Consider the following 20,521-nt stretch of genomic DNA (forward strand, 5'->3'; position numbering starts at 1 on the left):
CGGCCGTGCGGCGGTCGAGCCCCGCCATAGACTTGTGCGTTGCCCGTCGTCATCCGTCCGAGAGGCCCTGCCCACTCATGAAGCTCGTCTTCGCCGGTACCCCCGAGGTCGCCGTTCCCGCTCTGGACGCTCTCATCGCCTCCGGGCGGCATGAGGTCGCCGCCGTCGTCACGCGGCCGGACGCGCCGGCCGGGCGGGGGCGCAGGCTGATCGCGAGCCCGGTCGCGCAGCGGGCCGAGGAGGCGGGCATCGAGGTGCTGAAGCCCGTCAAGCCGCGGGATCCGGAGTTCCTCGAGCGGCTTCGCGAGATCGCCCCGGACTGCTGCCCCGTCGTCGCCTACGGCGCCCTCCTGCCGCGTGTCGCCCTCGACATCCCCGCGCACGGCTGGGTCAACCTGCACTTCTCGCTGCTGCCGGCCTGGCGTGGGGCCGCTCCCGTGCAGCACGCCATCATGGCCGGGGACGAGATCACGGGCGCCTCGACCTTTCTCATCGAAGAGGGGCTGGACTCCGGGCCCGTCTACGGCACCGTCACCGAGGAGATCCGGCACACCGACACCAGCGGTGACCTGCTGACCCGGCTCGCCTTCGCCGGCTCGGGGCTGCTCGCCGCGACCATGGACGGCATCGCGGACGGCACGCTGAAGGCCGTACCGCAGCCGTCCGAGGGCATCACCGTCGCGCCGAAGATCACCGTCGAGGACGCGCGGGTCGACTGGGCCGCGCCCGCGCTGCGGGTGGACCGTGTCGTGCGCGGGTGCCACCCGTCGCCCGGTGCCTGGACGACCTTCCGCGGCGAGCGGCTCAAGCTCATCCAGGTCCAGCCGGTTCCCGACCGTACGGATCTCGCCCCCGGCGCGCTCTCGGTCGGCAAGAACAGCGTCCACGTCGGTACCGGGTCGCACGGCCTGGAACTGCTGTGGGTGCAGGCCCAGGGCAAGAAGCCGATGAAGGCCGCGGACTGGGCACGGGGCGTGAGGATCTCCGACGGGGAGACCGTCGGCGAGTGAGGCGGGACCGTTCGGGCGGCGGCGCTGCCGGCCGGTGCGGGGGTTTCCGGGGGGCCTGTGCGGTCGGCGGGGTGTGCGTGAAGGCGGCGGCCGCGGTCGGTGTGGTGGTGGTCGCCGGGTGCTGCCGGCTCGGCCTTCCGGCGTGCGGGGTACGCCGCCGGGCGGGGCTCCCGCGGCGCCAGTCAGGGCCGGAAACGGTCGGTGTAGCGGCGGTTCTCAGATGGCCGCAGGGTCGGGCTCGTCGTGCGGGCGGTGGTCGCGGGTCCGGTCGTCCGTGTGAGCACGAGGTGAGACGGTGCGGCGCGTCGGATCGGCCGTGCCGCGTCTCCGGCGAGTGACGCCGCGCTCCCGGGATCACCCGGCCCCCTCGAAGGGCCACCTGGTCCTCGGCGGACGTACCCTTGGGGCGTATCCAGACCTTGAACCCGGAGCACCTTTTTCGTGAGCGACCAGCCCCGTCGGCCCCACAAGCCCGGCAAGCCCTACCGTCGGCCCCAGAAGGACCCCGTCCGCTTCCTCGCCTTCGAGGCGCTGCGGGCCGTGGACGAGCGGGACGCGTACGCCAACCTCGTCCTGCCGCCGCTGCTCAGGAAGGCACGGGAGAAGGGCGGCTTCGAGGCGCGGGACGCGGCCCTCGCCACCGAGCTCGTGTACGGGACGCTGCGCCGGCAGGGGACGTACGACGCGATCATCGCGGCGTGCGTCGACCGGCCGCTGCGCGAGGTCGACCCGCCGGTGCTCGACGTCCTGAGCCTCGGAGCGCATCAGCTGCTCGGGACACGCATCCCGACGCACGCCGCCGTGTCCGCCTCCGTCGAACTCGCGCGGGTCGTGCTCGGGGACGGACGGGCCAAGTTCGTCAACGCCGTGCTGCGGAAGATCGCGCAGGACGACCTCGACGGGTGGATCGCCAAAGTCGCTCCGCCCTACGACGACGATCCCGAGGACCATCTCGCCGTCGTCCACTCCCACCCCCGCTGGGTCGTCTCCGCCCTGTGGGACTCCCTCGGCGGCGGGCGGGCCGACATCGAGCGGCTGCTGGAGGCCGACAACGAGCGGCCCGAGGTGACCCTCGTCGCCCGGCCGGGGCGGTCCACCGCCGAGGAACTGCTGCGCGAGGAGTCGGCCGTGGCGGGGCGCTGGTCCCCGTATGCCGTACGGCTGTCCGAGGGCGGTGAGCCCGGGGCCGTCGATGCCGTACGGGAGGGCCGGGCCGGCGTGCAGGACGAGGGCAGTCAGCTCGTCGCTGTGGCGCTGGCGAACGCGCCTCTCGACGGGCGGGACGAGAAGTGGCTCGACGGGTGTGCGGGACCCGGCGGCAAGGCCGCGCTGCTCGCCGCGCTCGCCGCCGAGCGCGGGGCCGCGCTGCTCGCCTCCGAGAAGCAGCCGCACCGGGCCGGGCTCGTCGCCAGGGCGCTCGCCGGAAATCCCGGGCCGTACCAGGTCATCGCCGCCGACGGGACCCGGCCGCCATGGCAGCCGGGGAGTTTCGACCGGGTCCTGATGGACGTGCCGTGCACGGGGCTCGGCGCGCTGCGGCGGCGCCCGGAGGCCCGGTGGCGGCGTCGGCCCGAGGACCTGGAGGGCTTCGGGCCCTTGCAGCGGGCGCTGTTGAGCACCGCGATGGACTCCGTCCGGGTGGGCGGGGTCGTCGGGTACGCGACCTGTTCGCCTCATCTCGCGGAGACGCGGGCCGTCGTCGAGGACGTGCTCAAGCAGTGGCCGGCCGCCGAGCTTGTCGATGCCCGACCGTTGTTCCCCGGCGTGCCGGAGCTGGGGGAGGGGCCGGACGTTCAGTTGTGGCCGCATGTGCACGGGACCGATGCGATGTACATGGCGGTCATCCGCAGGACAGGATGATCCAGAGGACACAGGATGATCTAGTCGCGCGTCTGCGGCGCCGTCGTGGTCGGTCGCGCGGTTCCACGCGCCCCTGGGTGGGTCTCCTCCTCCTTGGACAGGCTGTGGGGCCACCACACCTTCGGCCCCACGTCCAGGAACAGGGACGTGACCAGCACCGACCGCACGATGAACGTGTCCAGCAGGACGCCCAGCGCCACCGTGAAGCCGATCTCCGCGAAGGCGACCATCGGGAGGGTGCCGAGAGCGGCGAAGGTGCCGGCCAGGACCAGACCGGCGGAGGTGATGACCGCGCCGGTCGCGGCGAGCCCCGTGATGACGCCCGCGCGGGTGCCTCCGTGGGCCGCCTCCTCACGGATGCGGGTGGTCAGGAAGATGTTGTAGTCGATGCCCAGGGCCACCAGGAAGACGAAGACGAACAGCGGGAAGTCCGTCGACTCGCCCGCGTAGTCGAACACGTGGCGGAAGGCCAGGGCGCTCAGGCCCAGGGCCGCCGCGAAGGACAGGATCACCGTCCCGATCAGCAGCAGCGGGGCGATCAGGGCACGCACCAGGGCGCACAGGATCAGCATCACCACGACAAGCACCAGCGGGATGATCAGCTTGTTGTCGTGCGTGGTCGCCCGGTCCATGTCGAGCAGGGCGGCCGTACCGCCGCCGACCTGGGCGTCGGCGTCCGGGACGGCGTGGACGGCGTCCCGGACCCGCTCCACCGTCTGTTTCGCGGCCTCGCTGTCGGACGGGGCGGTCATCGTCGCCTCGAAGAGGACCTTGCCCTCGTGCGACGGTTTCGTGCCCGGTGGCAGGCCCAGGGACGCGGGCACGACTCCCCGCGTCCCCGCCACCGCCTCGCCGACCTGGCGTGCCTGGGCCTGGTTGCTGACGACGACCAGGGGATCGCCGCTGCCTGCCGGGAAGTACTTCGCGGACACCTCTTGGCCGGTGATCGAGTCCGGTTTCCCGGTGAACGCGTCGGCATTGCTGATGCCTTCGGCGCGCAGCTGGATCAGGCCGAGCGAGCAGATCACGAGGGCCGCGGCCGTGGCACTCCAGACCATCCGGGGGCGGAGGGCCATACGGCGGCCCGCGCGGGCCCAGAGGCCGGACTCGATGCGGTCGGGGGCGCCGAAGTGCGGGATGGCCGGCCAGAACAGCCAGCGGCCGAAGATCACCAGTAGGGCCGGGAACAGGGTCGTCATCGCCAGCAGGGCGACCGCGACACCGATCGCGGCGACCGGGCCGAGACCCCGGGTCGAGTTCATCTCGGCGGTCAGCAGGACCAGCATGCTCAGGACGACGGTCGCGCCGGAGGCGACCACGGCCGGGCCCGCCCGGTGCAGGGCGCGGGCCATCGCCTCGTGGCGGTCCTCGTGATGGTGCAGTTCCTCGCGGTACCGGGCGACCAGCAGCAGGGCATAGTCGGTCCCCGCGCCGAAGACGAGCACGGTCAGAATGCCCGCGCTCTGGCCGTTGACGGTCAGTCCCGCGTGCTGGGCGAGCAGGTAGATGAAGGCCTGCGCGGTGAACAGCGCGGCGACCACGGAGAGCAGGGGGACCAGGAGCAGGGTGGGGCTGCGGAAGGTGATGAGCAGCATGACGATGACGACGGCCATCGCCGACAGCAGCAGAGTGGAGTCGATGCCCTCGAAGGCCTCGGAGAAGTCCGCGGAGGTGCCGCCCGGGCCGGTGATGTGCACGGCGAGGCCGTCGCCGCCCTTGCCCACGACGTCACGGATGGAGTCGACGGCGGGCGAGATCTCCTCCCAGCCCTTCTCGTCCATGGTGATCGGGACGATGATCTGGGCCGCGCGCGGGTCGCCCTGCCGGTCGTAGACCGGGCCCCGGGTCTCCGAGCCGCGGATGCCGTGTGCCGTGAGCCGCTTGATCTCGGCCGCGTCCTCAGCGATCGCGGCCCGCTCCTGGGGCGTGAGACCGCTGTCGCGGGCGTAGACGACGACCGCGGGGATCTGTTCCGGCCTGAAGTCCTCGGAGATCTGCAGGACCTGGGTCGACTCCGCGGAGCCGGGCAGCCAGGAGGCCGCGTCGTTGTCCTGGGCATCGGTGAGCTTGGAGGCGAGGGGCGCCGTCAGGAAGAGCACCACCAGCCACAGGGCCAGCACCGCCCACTTGGCACGGCGTCCGCAGACGAGATGCGCGATTCCCCGATTTCCGCTCATGGCCACCCCCGGTGCCATCTGTCGAGCCGACCGGCCGCCCAGCATGACACGCGCGGCCCGTTCACAACATCGGATGAACGGCTGAGGTCTGGACCGGCGCGCCCGTTCGCCCCCGGGCATGGGAGGCTTGGGGCATGGCCGTGCAGATCAACCCCAGCATCCTGTCCGCCGACTTCGCCCGCCTTGCGGACGAGGCGAAGGCGGTCGAGGGAGCCGACTGGCTCCACGTCGACGTCATGGACAACCATTTCGTCCCGAACCTCACGCTCGGTGTGCCGGTCGTAGAGTCGTTGGCCCGTGCGACGGACACCCCGCTGGACTGCCATCTGATGATCGAGGCCCCCGATCGCTGGGCGCCCCAGTACGTAGAGGCGGGTGCCTCCTCCGTCACCTTCCACGTGGAGGCGGCAGCCGCTCCGGTCCGGCTCGCCCGGGAGATCCGCGCCAAGGGCGCCCGCGCCTCCATGGCGCTGAAGCCCGCGACGCCCATCGAGCCGTACGAGGACCTGCTCCCCGAGCTCGACATGCTGCTGATCATGACGGTCGAGCCCGGTTTCGGGGGTCAGGCCTTCCTCGACATCATGCTCCCCAAGATTCGCCGGACCCGCGAGTTGATCAGCAAGCACGGTCTTGAGCTGTGGCTCCAGATCGACGGCGGCGTCTCGGCCGCCACCATCGAGCGCTGCGCGGACGCCGGCGCCGACGTCTTCGTCGCCGGGTCGGCGGTGTACGGGGCGTCCGACCCGGCCGAGGCGGTACGTGCACTGCGCAACCAGGCAGAGGGGGCGACCGCGAAGGCCTCGTGGGCGTGCGACCACTGAGCGTCAGGAACGTGAACGGCTCCCATCAGGGCTGATCAAGTGCGCCGGATCTGCAAGGATGAACGGCGAATCCAGAGTGTGAACAGCAGTGAGGAGATCGCCGTGTCGGGTATGTCGGCTGGCCGGTCAGCCATGCGGATGGGACCCGCTGAGCTGGTGCAGGCGGCGGCCATGGCCCGCCGCTTCTACCTCGAGGGCAAATCCAAGATCCAGATCGCGGAGGAGTTCGGCGTCAGCCGCTTCAAGGTGGCCCGGGTCCTGGAGACCGCTCTCGAACGGGATCTCGTGCGGATCGAGATCCGCGTGCCGGCCGAGCTGGACGCCGAGCGCTCCGACGCGCTCCGCGCCCGCTACGGCCTCAGGCACGCCGTCGTGGTCGAGTCCCCGGCCGAGGCCCAGGACTCGCCCGACCCCGAGAACCTGGGAGAAGTGGCCGCCGACCTGCTCGGCGAGCTGGTCGACGAGGGTGCCATCCTGGGCCTGGCCTGGGGCCGTTCCACCATCCACATGGCGGCCGCCCTCGACCGGCTCCCGCCGTGCACGGTGGTGCAGCTGACGGGGGTGTACGACGCCGGGACCGCCGAGCGCGGTTCGGTGGAGGCGGTGCGGCGGGCCGCCCAGGTGTCCGGCGGGGACGCCCACCCCATCTACGCGCCGATGCTGCTGCCGGACGCGGCCACCGCGCAGGCGTTGCGCCACCAGACCGGCATCGCCCGGGCCTTCGAGTACTTCGACAAGGTCACGGTCGCCTGTGTCTCCATCGGCTCCTGGGAGCCGGGCATCTCGACGGTGCACGACATGCTCAGCGACGAGGAGCGGGCGCACTACGCCTCCCTCGGTGTCGCCGCCGAGATGTCCGCGCACCTCTTCGACGCCGAGGGCCGCCGGGTCGGACGGGACCTGGGGGAGCGGTGCATCACCGTCAAGACCGAGCAGCTCCGCCGTATCCCCGAGGTCGTCGCGATCGCGGGCGGCCAGCGGAAGGGGGCCGCGATCGACGCCGTGCTGCGGTCCGGACTCGTCACCAGCCTGGTGACGGACACCTCCGCCGCTGACTACCTGATGACGGCGGGGACGACGCCGAAGCCGGCGCTCAACAGGGCCGACCCGGACGGGCCCTGACGGAAGGCCATGCGGGGCGGCCGTGGCAGCATCGTGTTCATGCTGCTGCGGTTCGTCTCCCGAATGCTTCTGTGCCTGCTGGTCCTGACGGGGTGTTCGGCCACCGACAACGATCCCTCGCGGGGCGGCGGCCCGGCCTCCGTCCAGGAGTCGAAGCTCCCGGCCGAGGCCCGGCAGACCCTCGAACTCATCGACAGGGGCGGGCCGTTCCCGTACGCCAAGGACGGCGCGGTCTTCGGGAACTTCGAGCGGCTGCTGCCGGCGCATCAGCGCGGTTACTACCACGAGTACACCGTCCCGACGCCGGGCTCGCCCGATCGCGGGGCCCGGCGCATCGTCACCGGACAGGGTGGGGAGATCTACTACACCGATGATCACTACGACTCGTTCAGGGCGGTCCTGAGATGACGGCACGCGTGGTCACGCTGGACCTGGACGGGGTCGCGGACAAGGCGGGCCTGATGGACCGCTGCGCCCGGGACCTGCGGCTGCCGGACTGGTTCGGCCGCAACTGGGACGCGCTGGCCGACGTCCTCTCCGACCCGGGCCTGTGGTCCGGGGACGGCGCCGACGAGGAGACCGTCGTGGTCGTACGCCACTGGCACCGGTACGCCGCAGCGCAGCCGGACGAGTGGGCGACCGCGCGCGAGGTGTTCTCCCAGGCGTCGGCGCTCACCGTGGCGCTCGCCCTTGGAGGTTCGTCCTAGGGGCCCCGCGGCCGGTCTGGACGATCCGCCCGTGGGTGGCGTTCCGCCCGGCGTGGGAGAATGAAGTACGTGCTCTTTCCCCCTGGCTGACCTGTCCGGGGGCCACCTCTGATCGACTGGGATGTGCAGCACGTGCGTTTCCTCAACGACATCCAGCCCCCGTACGACCTGACGTACGACGACGTCTTCATGGTCCCGAGTCGCAGCGCCGTCGGCTCGCGGCAGGGTGTGGACCTCAGCTCGCCGGACGGCACGGGCACCACGATCCCGCTGGTCGTCGCCAACATGACCGCGATCGCCGGGCGCCGCATGGCCGAGACCGTGGCCCGCCGTGGTGGCCTCGTGGTCATCCCGCAGGACATCCCGATCGAGGTCGTCACCGAGGTCGTCTCCTGGGTGAAGAGCCGCCACCACGTCCTGGACACCCCGATCGTGCTGGCCCCGCACCAGACCGTCGCCGACGCGCTCGCCCTGCTGCCCAAGCGCGCGCACAACGCCGGTGTGGTCGTCGACGAGGCGGGCCGGCCCGTCGGTGTCGTCACCGACCGGGACTTGTCCGGGGTCGACCGTTTCACGCAGCTCTCCGAAGTCATGTCGCGCGACCTGGTACTGCTCGACGCGGACATCGACCCCCGTGAGGCCTTCAACCGCCTCGACGCGGCCAACCGGCGCTACGCCCCCGCCGTGGACCAGGACGGCCGCCTCGCCGGCATCCTCACCCGCAAGGGCGCCCTGCGCGCCACGCTGTACACCCCGGCCGTCGACGCGAACGGCAATCTGCGCATCGCCGCCGCCGTCGGCATCAACGGCGACTTCGCGGAGAAGGCCAAGCAGCTGCTCGACGCGGGCGTCGACACGCTCGTCATCGACACCGCGCACGGCCACCAGGAGTCGATGATCACCGCGATCAGGACGGTGCGGGCGCTCGACCCGCAGGTCCCGATCGTGGCCGGCAACATCGTGGCCGCCGAGGGTGTGCGGGACCTGATCGAGGCCGGCGCGGACATCGTCAAGGTCGGTGTGGGCCCCGGTGCCATGTGCACCACCCGCATGATGACCGGTGTCGGCCGGCCGCAGTTCTCGGCGGTCCTGGAGTGCGCGGCCGAGGCGAAGAAGTACGGCAAGCACGTGTGGGCCGACGGCGGTGTCCGGCACCCCCGCGACGTCGCCATGGCACTGGCCGCCGGCGCGTCCAACGTGATGATCGGCTCGTGGTTCGCGGGCACCTACGAGTCGCCGGGCGACCTCCAGCAGGACGCGAGCGGACGGCTCTACAAGGAGTCCTTCGGCATGGCCTCCGCGCGGGCGGTGCGCAACCGCACGTCGGAGGAGTCGGCGTACGACCGGGCCCGCAAGGCGCTGTTCGAGGAGGGCATCTCGACCTCCCGGATGTTCCTCGACCCGGCCCGCCCGGGCGTCGAGGACCTGATCGACTCGATCATCGCGGGTGTCCGCTCCTCCTGCACCTACGCCGGTGCGGGCTCCCTGGAGGAGTTCGCCGAGAAGTCGGTCGTGGGCATCCAGAGCGCGGCCGGCTACGCGGAGGGCAAGCCGCTGCACGCCAGCTGGAGCTGAGTCCGTCCGTGGTGCGGGGCCCCCGCTGAAAATCGGGGGCCGTCCGCCTTCCCGGTCCGTACGGTCGTCGTATGGACATCAGCGTCTGCCGGAGCGGCGATGTCGCGCTGCTGGACCGGTACATGGGCTCGCCGGGCGCCACGTCCTTCCACGCCAGGCGGTTCGCGCGGCAGGAGGCGGGGGAGTGCATCTACCTCGTGGCGTGGCTGGACGGGCGGCCCGTGGGGCACACGGAGCTGCGCTGGACCGGGTGTGCGGCGCCGGAGGTCACGTGGGACTGCCCCGAGATCGGCGGCCTCGCCGTGTGGCCCGAGGAGCTGCGCTCGCGGGGGATCGGCACCCAGCTGATCCGGGCCGCCGAGGAACTGGTCCGGGAACGGGGTCTGACGACCGTGGGCATCGGTGCCGGGCAGGACAACCCGCGCGCGGCCGCCCTGTACGCACGGCTCGGCTACCGGCCGGTGACGGACTACCTGGACCGCTACGCGTACGAGGAGCACGACGGCACGACCCGTGAGTGCGTCGACGCCTGCGTGTTCCTCGTCCGAGAACTCGCGTCAGGCAACCTTGACGTCAAGCCCGCCTGACGCAAGCCTGGGGTTATGACGACACCCGAGAGCATCGAGCCGCAGTACACCTTGCTGACCGCCGTCTCCCGGCTCGACGAGCTGCGCATGCGGGAGGCGCTAGGCGGGCCCAGTGACACCCCAGACCGGGCCGAACTGCTCGAACTCCTCGCCCTGAGCGAGGTCGTGGCCCGCAAGGCGTCCTACGGCCGTCAGCTGACCGTGCGCGCGGCCCGTGAGGCCGGCGCCTCCTGGTCGCAGATCGGGGCCGCGACGGGCACCAGCAAACAGGCCGCGTGGGAGGCCCACACGCGGTGGATCGACGCCCAGCGGGAGGCGTACGGCAAGCCCGGCCGGATGGGGTTCGACGAGGTGGATGTGGCTGAGGCGCGGGCCGTGGCGGGGGAGCCGGAGGACCGCTGACGGCCACCGGTCACAGGCGCGCGCAACGAACGCCCGCTCATCGGCCGGGAACGCAACGATCTTGCGAGTGCGTGCAAGGTTGCTGCATTACGACTGTGACGTCCGGGCTCGTAGGGTGCTTCGCTGTACTCACCTGCAGCGACGAAGGAGTCAGCGCGTGCTCGACCAAGGCGCACCCCCACAACAGCGCACACCACGGGCCACGGGGCTCGGTGCGCGCCTCATGCGGCGCAAGCCGGTGGAACGCCTGGTGGCGGAGGGCGGCCAGGGCGAGGGAGGAGCCCTCAGGCGCTCCCTCGGACTGTGGCAGCTGACGATGATCAGCATCGGCGCCACCCTCGGCACCGGCATTTTCGTCGTGCTGGGCGAGGCGGTGCCGAAAGCAGGTCCCGCCGTCACGCTCTCCTTCGTGATCGCCGGCCTCACGGCCCTCTTCTCGGCCCTGTCCTACGCCGAGCTCGCCGGCACCATCCCGGTCGCCGGGTCCTCGTACTCGTACGCGTACGCAACCATGGGTGAACTGATCGCCTGGATATGCGGCTGGTGTCTGGTCCTGGAGTACGGCGTCTCGGTCGCCGCCGTGGCCGTCGGCTGGGGCGAGTACCTCAACGAGCTGCTCGACGGGACCATCGGCGTCACCATCCCGGACGCGCTGTCCGCCCCGCCCGGCGACGGCGGGGTCTTCAACCTCCCGGCGCTGATCGTCGTCCTGCTCGCCATGGCCTTCCTGCTGGGCGGCGCCCGCGAGTCGGCCCGCGCCAACACCGTCATGGTGGTCGTGAAGATCGCCGCGCTGGTGCTGTTCTGCGCGATCGGCGTCCAGGGCTTCCGCTCCGGCAACTACGAGCACTTCATGCCGCTCGGGATGGCCGGGGTCAGCGCGGCCGGTGCCACGCTCTTCTTCTCCTACATCGGCTTCGACGCCGCCTCCACGGCCGGTGAGGAGGCGAAGGACGCCCAGCGCGACCTGCCGCGCGCGATCATGCTGTCGCTGGTCATCGTGACCGCGCTGTACGTCCTGGTCGCGGCCGTCGCGGTCGGCGCGAAGCCCTGGCAGCACTTCAACGACTCCGAGGCCGCGCTCGCCCAGATCATGCGCGAGGTCACCGGACAGAGCTTCTGGGGCACCCTGCTGGCGTTCTGCGCGGTCATCGCCATCGCGAGCGTCGTCCTGACCGTCCTCTACGGCCAGACCCGCATCCTCTTCGCGATGTCCCGGGACGGACTGGTGCCGAAGGTGTTCTCCCGGGTCCACCCGAAGACCGGCGCGCCCCGCACCAACACGGTGATCGTGTCCCTGTTCTGCGGGGTGCTGGCGGCGGCCATCCCGCTCGGCCAGCTGGCCGACGCCACCAGCATCGGCACGCTCTTCGCCTTCGCGCTGGTCAACATCGCCGTCGTGGTGCTGCGCCGGACCCGCCCGGACATGCCCCGGACCTTCCGCGTCCCGCTCTCGCCGGTGTTCCCGGCGCTGGGCTTCGGCTTCTGCGTGTGGATGATGGGCAGCCTGTCCACCGTCACCTGGGTGGTCTTCGGGGTCTGGATGGCCGTCGGGCTCGTGTTCTACTTCGTATACGGCCATCGCCGTTCCCGACTCGCAACACCCGAAGGCTGATCCACCCACCGTGCTGAACGATCTCGACGAACGCATCGTGCACGCCCTCGCCGAGGACGCCCGCCGTTCCTACGCGGACATCGGGCAGATCGTCGGCCTGTCCGCGCCCGCCGTGAAACGGCGCGTGGACCGGCTGCGTGCCACCGGGGCCATCACCGGATTCACCGTACGGGTGGACCCGGCGGCCCTCGGCTGGGAGACCGAGGGGTTCGTCGAGATCTACTGCCGGCGCAACACGTCCCCCGAGACCATCCAGCGGGGCCTGGAGCGCTACCAGGAGGTCGTGGCCGCCTCCACCGTCACCGGCGAGGCGGACGCGGTCGTGCAGGTCTTCGCCTCCGACATGCGGCACTTCGAACGGGTCCTGGAACGGATCGCGGGCGAGCCGTTCGTGGAGCGCACCAAGTCGGTCCTGGTCCTCTCCCCGCTGCTGCGCCGCTTCTCCTCGGGCTCGCCTACCTGACGTGTTCGGCTCGGCGACGGACCGCCGCGAGGAGCCGCCGTACGGAGAGCGCGTGCCCGCCCGTACCGATCACGAGCAGCCGGTAGAGGGTGCCGACCGGCCCGGGGAACCGTGCCCGGGTCTCGGCCCGCAGCCGGGTGAGACCGGGACCGGTCTCGTCGAGCCGGAAGACCAGGGCGTACGTCGAGAAGTAGTGGCGGCCGACCAGGACGAGCTCCCGGTCCGGGGCGGCGGACAGCACATGGAAACCGGGGTAGACCGAGCCCTCCGCCATGGGACGCGGTCCGGCCGCCGTGCGGTCCGGGCAGCCCACCAGGCGGGCGTACCCGGCGAAGCGTCCCTCGGAGAAGGAGCGGTCCAGAACCTCGCCGATGCTCTGCCACACGGCGTGGGCGTTCGCAGCCACGATCTGCGTGTGCTCGTCCACGTGCGGGAGGCCGGTGATCTCCATGAGGGTCTCCTTCAGTCGGCCGTCTTCCTGGCCAGCGCGTTGTTGCCTATCGAGTTGTGCACGCTGAAACTCACCGCGTCCGAACGGTAGCGGTCGTCCGACCACTCGACCGGGCGGCCCTCCCGGGTGGTGGTCACCCGGCGGACCCGCAGGAGCGGACTCGTACGGCGGACTCCCAGCAGCTCCGCGTCCCGCGCCCCCGCCGCCACCGCGTCGATGACGTGCTCCCCGTAGGCGAACACCAACCCCGTGTCATCGTAAAGACGTTGGGTGACCGAGGGGCACTCGGGCTCGATGGCCTCGACGGTGGGGGAGATCCAGTCGGCGTACACCGTCCGCTCCAGCAACACCGGTTCGCCGTCCAGGCCGCGCACCCTGAGGACGTGCAACACCGGGGTCCCGACGGCCAGTTGGAGGCGTACCGCATCCTCCTTGGAGGCCGGCCGGGACTCCTGCGCCACCACACGGCCCGTCGCCCGGCGCCCCATCGCCCGCGCCCACTCCGCGAAGCTCCGCAGTTCGGCGAAGCTCTGGCTGCGGCGGCTGGTCAGCACCACCCGGCGGGCACCCTGGCGGGATCCGATGAGGCCCTCGGCCGTGAGCGCCGCCACCGCCTGGCGGACCGTGCCGCGCGAGACGCCGTAGTGCGCCGCGAGCTCCGTCTCGGCGGGCAGCAGACTGCCGACGGTGTACTCCTCGCGGTCGATCGCCCGGCGCAGTTCGTCGGCGATCTCCTCGTGTCGCGCCCCCATGCTTCCCCTCTGAGTCGGTCGCTGTGCACAGCGTGACCAGCGTAGTCGACATCCCGGGCGGCTCGGAGAAGTCCTGATTGTGCGGGAATTCAGGGGCCATCGTTTCGCCAGTGTTTACCGACAGGACACCAGCGGCGGCCTTACTGAGGCCAACTTGTTCAGACAAGTTCTCTCCGTTTGGCTCCACCCTCGCGCGTCCCCTGGAGAAGCCGTGACCGTGTCCCTGCCGAGAACAGCCGCCGTCGGCGTTCTCGCCACCCTCGCCGCCCTCGCCCTGAGCGCCTGTGGCGCCGCCCCCGACACCGCGTCGACCACCGCCGACGGCAAGAACGCCGCCACCGCCACCTCCGCCGCCGACTTCGGGGGCCTCTCCGCACTCGAGAAGGCGGCCAAGAAGGAGGGCACGCTCAACGCCATCGCGCTGCCCCGCGACTGGGCCAACTACGGCGCCCTCATCGACGGCTTCCGGAAGAAGTACGGCATCAAGGTCGCCGTCGAGAACCCCGACGGCTCCAGCCAGGACGAGATCAACGCCGTGACCTCGCGCAAGGGCCAGACCCGGGCGCCCGACGTGCTCGACCTCGGCAGCTCCTTCGCGATCAGCGCCGCCCAGCAGGGCCTGCTCGCGCCCTACAAGGTGGCGTCGTACGGCGACATCCCGACCGGGCAGAAGGACCCGCAGGCCCGCTGGTACAACGACTACGGCGGCTACATCTCCATCGGCTGCGACGCCAAGCGGGTCAAGACCTGCCCCACCACCTTCGCCGACCTGCTCAAGCCCCAGTACAAGGGCCAGGTCGCCCTCAACGGCAACCCCACCAAGTCCGGTTCGGCCTTCGGCGGCGTCTACGCGGCCGCGCTGGCGAACGGCGGCTCCTTCGACGACATCCAGCCCGGCCTGGACTTCTTCGCCAAGCTGAAGAAGAACGGCAACTACACGCCCGTCGAGTCGACCCCGGCCACCGTCGAGAAGGGCGAGACGCCGATCAGCATCGACTGGGACTACCTGAACGCCGGGTACGCCGACGAGTTCAAGTCCAAGGGCGTCGACTGGAAGGTCACGGTCCCGAGCGACGGCCAGTTCTCGCAGTACTACTCCCAAGCCGTCAACAAGGACGCCCCCCACCCCGCGGCCGCCCGCCTGTGGCAGGAGTACCTGTACAGCGCCGAGGGCCAGAACCTCTGGCTCAAGGGGTACGCCCGCCCGGCCCTGATGACCGCCATGGAGAAGGCCGGCACTCTCGACAAGGCCGCCGCGGCCAAGCTGCCCGCGGTCTCCGGAACGCCCAAGTTCCCGACCGAGGCCCAGCAGGACAAGGCCAAGACGGTCCTCGGACAGGGCTGGGCGAAGGCCGTCTCCGGATGACGGCCACCGCCGTACGGGTGGACACGGCGCCCGCCGCTCGCGCGAAGCGGCGGCGCCGGTCCCTCGGCTGGGTCGCGGTCGTCCCGCTGCTCGCGTTCGTCGCGGTCGCCTTCGGGCTGCCCGCCGTCGCCATGCTCGACGGCGCCTTCACCGCCAAGAACCCGGCCACCGGGGCGACTTCGTACACCCTCGACAACCTGACGGCCTCCCTCAAGGGCGCGTACCTCACCGCGCTGCTCGGCAGCGTGAAGCTGTCGGCCGTGTCCGCCGCCCTAGCCACCCTGGTCGGACTGCCACTCGCCCAGGCCGTGGTGACCTCCCGCTTCCGCGCCCTGCGCGAGGCCGTGCTCACCGCGTCCGGGGTCCTCGCCAACTTCGGCGGTGTGCCGCTGGCCTTCGCCTTCGTCGCCACGCTCGGCAACGCCGGTGTCCTGACCCGGCAGTTCGGCCTCGCCGACAAGGGCTGGGACCTCTACAGCTTCTGGGGTCTGGTCATCGTCTACCTGTACTTCCTGATCCCCCTCATGGTCCTCACCATCACGCCCGCCCTCGACGGGCTGCGCGTCCAGTGGCGCGAGGCCGCGCAGAACAACGGGGCGACGGGCGTGCAGTACTGGCGGTTCGTCGCCCTGCCCGTCCTGCTGCCCACGCTGCTCGGCGGGTTCGTACTGCTCTTCGGCAGCGCCTTCGCCGCCTACGCCACCGCCGCCGCGATGGTGGGCAGCTCCATCCCGCTCGTCACCCTCCAGATCGCCGACGCCATCTCCGGCAACGTGCTGGTCGGCCAGGAGAACGTGGCCCTGGCCCTCAGCCTCGACATGGTCCTGGTCGCGGGCCTGGTCATGGCCGTGTACCTGCCCCTGCAGCGGAGGAGCGCGCGATGGCTCGCCTGAACCTGTGGCGGTGGGGCGTCCTCGGCCTCGCCGGCCTGTACTTCCTGGTGCCGCTGGCCGCCTCCGTCGTCTTCACCGTCGACGTGCCCGGCCAGGGCATCACCTTCGACGCCTACACCCAGATCTTCTCCACCGACGGCTTCGTCTCCAGCCTGCTGCTCTCGCTGGAGCTGGCCCTCGCCACCATCGCCGTCGTCCTGCTGCTCATGGTGCCCGCCATGGTCGCGCTGCGGCTCGGCGCACCCCGGCTGCGGCCCCTCGTCGAGGTGGTGTGCTCGCTGCCGCTGGTCGTCCCGCCGATCGCGTTCGTCGCCGGCATCGGCACGGTCCTCAAGTGGGGCCCCGACCACCTCTCCCGCACCCCACTGTTCGAGACCTTCGTGGCCATCCAGAACCCCGACTTCCCGTTCGTCCTGGTCCTGGCCTACGTCGTCATGGCGCTGCCCTTCGTCTACCGGGCCCTGGACGCGGGGCTGCGCGCGATCGACGTCCGCACTCTCGTCGAGGCCGCCCGCAGCTGCGGTGCCGGCTGGCCGCAGGCCCTGGTCCGGGCCGTCCTGCCCAACCTGCGCGGCGCCCTGCTCAACGCCTCCTTCCTCACCCTGGCCCTGGTGCTCGGCGAGTTCACCGTGGCCCAGCTGCTGGGCTTCCAGCCCTTCGCCGTGTGGATCGTCAACGTCAGCGGCTCGCAGGCCCAGTTGTCCGTCGCCGTGTCCGTGCTCAGCCTGCTCGTGACGTGGGTGCTGCTCCTCGTCCTGGCCGGCTTCGGCGGCCGTACCCGTCCTACCTCCCGGGGATGACCCATGCCTGAATCAGCTGCCACTGTCGAATTCCGGGGACTCAGGCGGGAGTTCGGTCCGACCGTCGCCCTCGACGGACTCGACCTGACCGCCCGGCCGGGTGAACTGCTCGCCCTGCTCGGCCCGTCCGGCTGCGGCAAGACCACCGCTCTGCGGATGCTCGCCGGCTTCGAACACCCCGACTCCGGCGAGGTGCTGGTGGACGGCGAGGACGTGACCCGGGTGCCGGCGCACCGCCGCGACGCCGGGATGGTCTTCCAGTCGTACAGCCTCTTCCCGCATCTCGACGCCCTCGACAACGTGGCCTTCGGGCTGCGGATGCGCGGGGTCCGCACCGCCGAACGGCGCTCCCGTGCCGCCGAGTTGCTGGACCTCGTCGGGCTCGCCGACAAGGGCGCGCGGTTCCCCCACCAGCTCTCCGGCGGCCAGCAGCAGCGGGTCGCGCTGGCCCGCGCGCTCGCCCTGCGCCCGCGCGTGCTGCTTCTCGACGAGCCGCTGTCTGCGCTGGACGCCAAGGTGCGGCTCAGCCTCCGCGAGGAGATCCGGCGGCTTCAGCAGGAGCTCGGCATCACCACCCTGTTCGTCACCCACGACCAGGAGGAGGCCCTGTCCATGGCGGACCGGGTCGCCGTGATGCACGCCGGCCGGCTCGAACAGTGCGCGCCACCGAGTGAGTTGTACGGCCGTCCCGCCACCGCATTCGTCGCCGAGTTCGTGGGCACGATGAGCCGGATCCCGGGCCGGCTCGTCCAGGACACGGTCGACGTGCTCGGGCAGCGGCTGCCGGTCGACGGCCCGGTGCCGTCCGCGACCGAGGTGGATGTGCTGGTGCGTCCCGAGGCCGTGCGGGTAAGGGCCGAGGCGGACGGGAAGTCCCGGGTGATCGCCACGTCCTTCCTGGGCGCGGCCGTCCGCGTCACCGTCCGGCTCGCCGACGGCACCGAGGTCAAGGCCGACCTGCCCGCGCACGAGGCCGCCGCGCTCACCGCCGGCGCCGCGGTGAGCGTGTCGCTGCCCGAGCGGCCGGTGCTCGTGGCCGAACGCGCGTCCTGAACTTCCAGAAAGAGGCACCCGTGAAGCAACTCCCCCTCCAAGCCGTCCTGTTCGACATGGACGGCACGCTCGTCGACACCGAGCGGCTGTGGTGGGAGGCGGTGGAGCAGGTCGCCGGACGGGCCCTGACCGAGGAAGACCGGCCCGATGTGCTCGGCCGCCCGGTCGAGCACACGGCCGCCTGGCTGGCCGCGGCCACGGGCGCCCCGGCCGCGGACCTCGCCGACACCCTCCACCGGGAGTTCGCGGACCGCGTCCGCACCGGCATCGTGCCCCGCCCCGGCGCCCTCGACCTGCTCGACGCCCTGGCCCGCGAGGGCGTCCCCACGGCCCTGGTGACCGCGTCCCCCCGGGCCGTCGCCGACACCGTGCTCGACGCGCTCGGCGCCGATCGCTTCGCGGTCTCCGTCACCGCCGACGACACGCCGCACACCAAGCCGGCCCCCGACCCCTACCTCGCCGCCTGCCGGGCGCTCGGCGTCGATCCGGCGGTCTGCGTGGCCGTCGAGGACACGGAGACCGGCGTCGCCTCGGCGGAAGCGGCGGGCTGCGCGGTGCTGGCGGTTCCCTCGCTCGCCCCCATAGAGGCGGCGCCCGGCCGGACCGTACTGGCCAGCCTGGCGGGCGCCACCGTCGACAGACTCCGCGCTCTGCTGCCGCTCCGGCTCCGCGTGATGACCTGGAACCTCTGGTACGGCGGCACCGAGGTCCACGACCACCGGGCCAAGCAGCTCAAGGTCATCGCCGAGACCGACGTGGACGTGGTCGGACTCCAGGAGACGTACGGCACCGCCGCTGAGGAACTCGCCGAGGCGCTCGGCTGGCACCACCACCGTGCCGGGACCAACCTCGGCATCATCAGCCGCTTCCCGGTCACGGCCGAGCTGGGCGACCCGGACGTCGGTTTCTACGGGGCGGCCGGCGCGCGGATCGCCGTAGGGGAGCGGGAGATCGACGTGTGGACGGTCCACCTGGACTCCGAGGCGTACGGGCCCTACGCCACCGCCGGGGATCCGGCCGCTCACGAGGAGGTGCGGCTCACGCAGCTGCGGGAGACCCTGCGCCGCGTCGGCGACGCCGCGCCCGCCGTCCTCGTCGGGGACTTCAACTGCCCCTCCCACCTGGACCGCCCGGACGCCGACTGGCCGGTCACGAAGGCGGCCGAGGAGGCGGGCTTCGCCGATTCCTACCGGCAGGCGCACCCCGATCCCGTACGGGAGTCCGGTCACACCTGGTCCCCGGTCCACGCCGGGCCGGAGCCACAGGACCGGATCGACTTCGTCCTCCACCGCGGTCTGCGGGTTCTCGACTCGCGCACCTACGTCAGCGGCACCCCGCGGACCTGGCCGGATGTCGCGGACAACGACTGGCCGTCCGACCACGCCGCGGTGATCACCACATTTTCGCTGGGCAGCGGGCCCGCGACTGTCTAGCATCGGTGCCATGACCTGGCGACATTGATCCACCAGCCGTGCCTCCCGAGGGCCGCCTCGGACGCCGTACCCACGACGTCCGAACCGCCCTTCAGGGAAGGCCCCATGACACTCTCACGCGCACGTGTGCCCGCGACCGGCGTCCGCCGGCTGACGACCACGCTGTACGGCTACGCGTTCCTCGACGACCTCGTGCTGCTCTACCCGGTGTACGCGCTGCTGTTCGCCGACACCGGTCTGCCCCTCTGGCAGATCTCCTCACTGTTCGCCCTGTGGTCCCTCACGGCCGTCGTCCTCGAGGTGCCCTCCGGCGCCTGGGCCGACACCGTCTCGCGGCGCCGGCTGCTGTGGATCGGACCGCTGCTCACGGCCGCCGGCTTCGCGCTGTGGGTGACCGTGCCGTCGTACGGCGCCTTCGCGCTGGGCTTCGTCCTGTGGGGAGCCGGAGGCGCGCTCGGCTCCGGCTCGCTGGAGGCCCTGGTCTACGACGAGCTGGAGCGGCTCGGGGCCGCCGAGCGGTACGCGCGCGTGATGGGGCGGACCCGGGCGGCACGGCTGCTGGCCACGGTCGTGGCGATGGGCCTCGCCGGACCGGTCCTCGCGCTGGGCGGCTACCCGGCCGTGGGCGCCGCGAGCGTCCTGGCCTGTCTGCTGGCCGCGGCGACGGCGACCCGGCTCCCGGAACACCGGGTACCGGCCGGGAAGGGGAGCACCCGCTGGTCGGCGACCCTGCGGGCCGGACTCGCCGAGGCCCGCGGAGACCGGTCCGTCCAGTGGGCCCTGCTGCTCGTGCCGGCCGTCGCCGCGGTCTGGGGTGCGCTCGACGAGTACGTCTCGCTGCTGATCCGCGACCTCGGCGTGGCCGACGCGACCGTGCCCTACCTGGTCCTGCTGGTCTGGGCGGCCGTGACCGCCGGCAGCCTGTTCGCCGGGCCCGCCGAGCGCCTCGGCACCCGGGGCCCCGCCGCCCTGATCGCGGGCGCCGCGCTCGCCCTGGCCGTGGGCGCCGGGGTCCGCACCCCGGCCGGCATCGCCCTCGTCGGCCTCGCCTTCGCCGGCTTCCAGCTGGCCGAGGTGCTCGCCGACGTCCGCCTCCAGCACCGCATCGACGACGCCCGCCGGGCCACCCTCACCTCGGTGGCGAGCCTGGGCACGGAACTGGTCACGGTCGCCGTGTTCGGCGTGTACACCCTGCTCGGGGCGTCCATGGCGCACAGCACGGTGTTCGTGGTCCTGTCGGTGCCGTATCTGGTGACGGCACTGGTACTGGGCCGGGCCAGCAGGCGTCCGCGCAACGAATCGCCGCAGGAGCGCGCTCGTACGCAATGAAACGCTTACCGGCGCGCAACGGCTTCTCCTTGTCCCTCCTGGTGAGCCGCCCGTACCGTCTACATGGCCCCTCCATGTGGCCCCCACATCCACCTTCCGCCCGGT

General features: G+C 71.8%; 20 protein-coding genes. 17 read left to right on the plus strand and 3 right to left on the minus strand.

Going from position 1 to position 20,521, the window contains the following annotated elements:
- The first annotated feature begins 77 nt into the window (after nucleotides 1–77).
- Both fmt and ACZ39I_RS28495 read left to right on the plus strand, forming a co-directional pair.
- On the plus strand, nucleotides 78–1,010 hold the full coding sequence (gene fmt, locus ACZ39I_RS28490; protein ID WP_467247490.1) for a methionyl-tRNA formyltransferase: 933 nt from the start codon (nucleotides 78–80) through the stop codon (nucleotides 1,008–1,010).
- Nucleotides 1,011–1,451: 441 nt separating this feature from the next.
- Entirely contained in the window at nucleotides 1,452–2,870 is a 1,419-nt protein-coding gene (locus ACZ39I_RS28495; RefSeq protein WP_467247492.1) for an RsmB/NOP family class I SAM-dependent RNA methyltransferase, read from the plus strand.
- 20 nt (nucleotides 2,871–2,890) lie between these two features.
- Here ACZ39I_RS28495 and ACZ39I_RS28500 read toward each other — a convergent pair whose 3' ends face one another.
- Entirely contained in the window at nucleotides 2,891–5,047 is a 2,157-nt protein-coding gene (locus tag ACZ39I_RS28500; RefSeq protein WP_467247494.1) for an MMPL family transporter, read from the minus strand.
- A 134-nt stretch (nucleotides 5,048–5,181) separates the two neighbouring features.
- Between ACZ39I_RS28500 and rpe the strand changes: the two genes are divergently transcribed.
- The 9 genes from rpe (at nucleotide 5,182) to ACZ39I_RS28545 (ending at nucleotide 12,339) form a co-directional block, all read left to right on the plus strand.
- On the plus strand, nucleotides 5,182–5,868 hold the full coding sequence (gene rpe, locus ACZ39I_RS28505) for a ribulose-phosphate 3-epimerase (RefSeq protein ID WP_467247496.1): 687 nt from the start codon (nucleotides 5,182–5,184) through the stop codon (nucleotides 5,866–5,868).
- Between the two features lie 78 nt (nucleotides 5,869–5,946).
- A complete protein-coding gene (locus ACZ39I_RS28510) occupies nucleotides 5,947–6,990 on the plus strand; it encodes a sugar-binding transcriptional regulator (protein ID WP_352389952.1) in 1,044 nt (347 codons plus the stop codon).
- 39 nt (nucleotides 6,991–7,029) lie between these two features.
- On the plus strand, nucleotides 7,030–7,398 hold the full coding sequence (locus ACZ39I_RS28515; protein ID WP_467247497.1) for a guanyl-specific ribonuclease: 369 nt from the start codon (nucleotides 7,030–7,032) through the stop codon (nucleotides 7,396–7,398).
- Nucleotides 7,395–7,697, plus strand: coding sequence for a barstar family protein (locus ACZ39I_RS28520; RefSeq protein WP_467247499.1), 303 nt, complete (start codon nucleotides 7,395–7,397; stop codon nucleotides 7,695–7,697). Before ACZ39I_RS28515 ends, ACZ39I_RS28520 begins: the two co-directional genes overlap by 4 nt.
- A gap of 132 nt (nucleotides 7,698–7,829) precedes the next feature.
- Nucleotides 7,830–9,272: a GuaB1 family IMP dehydrogenase-related protein gene (locus ACZ39I_RS28525; RefSeq protein ID WP_467247606.1), complete on the plus strand. Its 1,443-nt coding sequence runs from the start codon at nucleotides 7,830–7,832 to the stop codon at nucleotides 9,270–9,272.
- 71 nt (nucleotides 9,273–9,343) lie between these two features.
- Nucleotides 9,344–9,859: a GNAT family N-acetyltransferase gene (locus ACZ39I_RS28530; protein ID WP_467247501.1), complete on the plus strand. Its 516-nt coding sequence runs from the start codon at nucleotides 9,344–9,346 to the stop codon at nucleotides 9,857–9,859.
- 15 nt (nucleotides 9,860–9,874) lie between these two features.
- Entirely contained in the window at nucleotides 9,875–10,261 is a 387-nt protein-coding gene (locus ACZ39I_RS28535) for a hypothetical protein (protein ID WP_467247502.1), read from the plus strand.
- A 157-nt stretch (nucleotides 10,262–10,418) separates the two neighbouring features.
- Complete coding sequence (locus tag ACZ39I_RS28540) at nucleotides 10,419–11,876, plus strand: amino acid permease (protein WP_467247503.1); 1,458 nt, start codon at nucleotides 10,419–10,421, stop codon at nucleotides 11,874–11,876.
- Between the two features lie 10 nt (nucleotides 11,877–11,886).
- Nucleotides 11,887–12,339: an Lrp/AsnC family transcriptional regulator gene (locus ACZ39I_RS28545; protein WP_007380661.1), complete on the plus strand. Its 453-nt coding sequence runs from the start codon at nucleotides 11,887–11,889 to the stop codon at nucleotides 12,337–12,339.
- Here ACZ39I_RS28545 and ACZ39I_RS28550 read toward each other — a convergent pair.
- On the minus strand, nucleotides 12,332–12,790 hold the full coding sequence (locus ACZ39I_RS28550; protein WP_467247504.1) for a hypothetical protein: 459 nt from the start codon (nucleotides 12,788–12,790) through the stop codon (nucleotides 12,332–12,334). The genes ACZ39I_RS28545 and ACZ39I_RS28550 overlap by 8 nt on opposite strands.
- A gap of 11 nt (nucleotides 12,791–12,801) precedes the next feature.
- The gene (locus ACZ39I_RS28555) at nucleotides 12,802–13,542 is read right to left on the minus strand and encodes a GntR family transcriptional regulator (RefSeq protein WP_467247505.1); all 741 of its coding nucleotides are present in this window, start codon (nucleotides 13,540–13,542) and stop codon (nucleotides 12,802–12,804) included.
- A 211-nt stretch (nucleotides 13,543–13,753) separates the two neighbouring features.
- Here ACZ39I_RS28555 and ACZ39I_RS28560 point away from each other — a divergent pair, with 211 nt between their 5' ends.
- From ACZ39I_RS28560 to ACZ39I_RS28585, 6 genes are all read left to right on the plus strand, one after another.
- The gene (locus tag ACZ39I_RS28560) at nucleotides 13,754–14,908 is read left to right on the plus strand and encodes an ABC transporter substrate-binding protein (protein WP_467247507.1); all 1,155 of its coding nucleotides are present in this window, start codon (nucleotides 13,754–13,756) and stop codon (nucleotides 14,906–14,908) included.
- On the plus strand, nucleotides 14,905–15,801 hold the full coding sequence (locus ACZ39I_RS28565) for an ABC transporter permease (protein WP_467247508.1): 897 nt from the start codon (nucleotides 14,905–14,907) through the stop codon (nucleotides 15,799–15,801). Before ACZ39I_RS28560 ends, ACZ39I_RS28565 begins: the two co-directional genes overlap by 4 nt.
- Complete coding sequence (locus ACZ39I_RS28570) at nucleotides 15,789–16,601, plus strand: ABC transporter permease (protein ID WP_451477156.1); 813 nt, start codon at nucleotides 15,789–15,791, stop codon at nucleotides 16,599–16,601. Before ACZ39I_RS28565 ends, ACZ39I_RS28570 begins: the two co-directional genes overlap by 13 nt.
- 3 nt (nucleotides 16,602–16,604) lie before the next feature.
- On the plus strand, nucleotides 16,605–17,654 hold the full coding sequence (locus tag ACZ39I_RS28575) for an ABC transporter ATP-binding protein (RefSeq protein WP_467247510.1): 1,050 nt from the start codon (nucleotides 16,605–16,607) through the stop codon (nucleotides 17,652–17,654).
- 20 nt (nucleotides 17,655–17,674) lie between these two features.
- Entirely contained in the window at nucleotides 17,675–19,087 is a 1,413-nt protein-coding gene (locus ACZ39I_RS28580) for an HAD-IA family hydrolase (protein ID WP_467247512.1), read from the plus strand.
- Nucleotides 19,088–19,192: 105 nt separating this feature from the next.
- Entirely contained in the window at nucleotides 19,193–20,416 is a 1,224-nt protein-coding gene (locus ACZ39I_RS28585; RefSeq protein ID WP_467247514.1) for an MFS transporter, read from the plus strand.
- The last annotated feature ends 105 nt before the right edge of the window (nucleotides 20,417–20,521 follow it).

Source organism: Streptomyces sp. NPDC024687, assembly GCF_055559055.1.